Here is a 2500-nt window from a genome sequence, read left to right on the forward strand (position 1 = left end):
GTCACACCATGGGAGCGGGTTCTGCCAGAAGTAGTTAGCCTAACCGCAAGGAGGGCGATTACCACGGCAGGGTTCGTGACTGGGGTGAAGTCGTAACAAGGTAGCCGTATCGGAAGGTGCGGCTGGATCACCTCCTTTCTGGAAAACTGCAATCTAATTTGAACGCTCACACTTATCGGTTGTTGGAAGGTTGTCGCTAACGACTTGGGCTTATGCCTGGTCATCAGTGACCGGCTTGGGTCTGTAGCTCAGTTGGTTAGAGCACCGTCTTGATAAGGCGGGGGTCGTTGGTTCGAGACCAACCAGACCCACCATCGTCGTCCAATAAACAGGTAGATATTGGGAAATACGGGGGATTAGCTCAGCTGGGAGAGCACCTGCTTTGCAAGCAGGGGGTCGTCGGTTCGATCCCGTCATCCTCCACCAAACTTCCGATACACATGAAGTCAACACCAAAGTAGCTTTGCATTGCTTGCAATGAAGAGGCTGCTTTGTTGTTGATCAAGATCTCTTGATCAACCGGCTGTTCTTTAACAATTTATAGAGTTTAATCAGCGTTGCCAACTTTAAGCTGCGCCAAGGAAACTGCACATTCGTAAAGGTTTAGTGCAGACCGTGCCTTGCGTGGTTGTTGGCAACATATTTGATTGCGTCAAAATGAATATCAAACTTTGTTTGAAATTCGAAAGTAATTAGGCTCACTGGTTGCGAAAGCAAGTGGTGATGTCATTTACGGCATAACGCGACAGGTGAGAGACCTGTCAAACATTCCTTGAAGATGACGGAGATACTCGCAAGAGTGGTCAAAGTTATAGGGTCAAGTGAATAAGAGCATGTGGTGGATGCCTTGGCAATGATAGGCGACGAAGGACGTGATAGCCTGCGATAAGCTTCGGGGAGCTGGCAAATTAGCTTTGATCCGGAGATTTCCGAATGGGGAAACCCACCCTTAGGGGTATCGCATACTGAATACATAGGTATGCGAGGCGAACCGGGTGAACTGAAACATCTCAGTAGCTCGAGGAAAAGACATCAACCGAGATTCCGAAAGTAGTGGCGAGCGAAATCGGAGAAGCCTGCAAGTGATAGCACAAGACATAACGGAACAGCCTGGAAATGCTGGCCATAGCGGGTGATAGCCCCGTACGTGAAATGACCTGTGTGGTACTGAGCTTGCGAAAAGTAGGGCGGGACACGAGAAATCCTGTCTGAATATGGGGGGACCATCCTCCAAGGCTAAATACTCATCATTGACCGATAGTGAACTAGTACCGTGAGGGAAAGGCGAAAAGAACCCCGGGAGGGGAGTGAAATAGATCCTGAAACCGCATGCTTACAAAAAGTAGGAGCCCGTAAGGGTGACTGCGTACCTTTTGTATAATGGGTCAGCGACTTACATTCAGTGGCAAGGTTAACCGAATAGGGAAGCCGTAGAGAAATCGAGTCCGAATAGGGCGTCTAGTCGCTGGGTGTAGACCCGAAACCAAGTGATCTATCCATGGCCAGGATGAAGGTGCCGTAACAGGTACTGGAGGTCCGAACCGACTAGTGTTGCAAAACTAGCGGATGAGCTGTGGATAGGGGTGAAAGGCTAAACAAACTTGGAAATAGCTGGTTCTCTCCGAAAACTATTTAGGTAGTGCCTCAAGTATTACCTGCGGGGGTAGAGCACTGTTTTGGCTAGGGGGTCATGGCGACTTACCAAACCAATGCAAACTCCGAATACCGCAGAGTACAGCTTGGGAGACAGAGCACCGGGTGCTAACGTCCGGACTCAAGAGGGAAACAACCCAGACCGCCAGCTAAGGTCCCTAAAATTGGCTAAGTGGGAAACGAAGTGGGAAGGCTAAAACAGTCAGGATGTTGGCTTAGAAGCAGCCATCATTTAAAGAAAGCGTAATAGCTCACTGATCGAGTCGTCCTGCGCGGAAGATGTAACGGGGCTAAGCCAGTTACCGAAGCTGCGGATTTGCAATTTATTGCAAGTGGTAGGAGAGCGTTCTGTAAGCCTGTGAAGGTGCGTTGTAAAGCGTGCTGGAGGTATCAGAAGTGCGAATGCTGACATGAGTAGCGTTAAAGGGGGTGAAAAGCCCCCTCGCCGTAAGCGCAAGGTTTTCTACGCAACGTTCATCGGCGTAGAGTGAGTTGGCCCCTAAGGCGAGGCAGAGATGCGTAGCTGATGGGAAACAGGTCAATATTCCTGTACCGATGTGTAGTGCGATGTGGGGACGGAGAAGGTTAACTCAGCCAACTGTTGGACATGTTGGTTCAAGCTTGTAGTCGTGCCTGGTAGGCAAATCCGCCGGGCTTAGATGAGGAGTGATAACGAGTCTGCTTGCAGACGAAGTGAGTGATACCCTGCTTCCAGGAAAAGCCACTAAGCTTCAGCTACACACGACCGTACCGCAAACCGACACTGGTGCGCGAGATGAGTATTCTAAGGCGCTTGAGAGAACTCAGGAGAAGGAACTCGGCAAATTGACACCGTAACTTCGGAAGA

General features: G+C 50.0%; 2 tRNA genes and 2 rRNA genes (2 of these 4 running past the window's edge). All 4 read left to right on the forward strand.

The window, feature by feature from the left end:
* Positions 1–138: ribosomal RNA gene (locus tag RAE21_RS18585) — 16S ribosomal RNA — on the forward strand (it extends 1397 nt beyond the left edge of the window).
* A 99-nt stretch (positions 139–237) separates the two neighbouring features.
* Positions 238–314 (forward strand) — tRNA-Ile (locus RAE21_RS18590).
* A 36-nt stretch (positions 315–350) separates the two neighbouring features.
* Positions 351–426, forward strand: a tRNA-Ala gene (locus RAE21_RS18595).
* 389 nt (positions 427–815) lie between these two features.
* A 23S ribosomal RNA gene (locus RAE21_RS18600) occupies positions 816–2500 on the forward strand; it runs 1193 nt beyond the window's last position.
* The 16S and 23S rRNA genes sit together here with 2 tRNA genes alongside, the layout of an rRNA operon.

This window comes from Rhodoferax potami (genome assembly GCF_032193765.1).
In the GTDB taxonomy this organism is placed as follows: domain Bacteria; phylum Pseudomonadota; class Gammaproteobacteria; order Burkholderiales; family Burkholderiaceae_C; genus Allorhodoferax; species Allorhodoferax potami.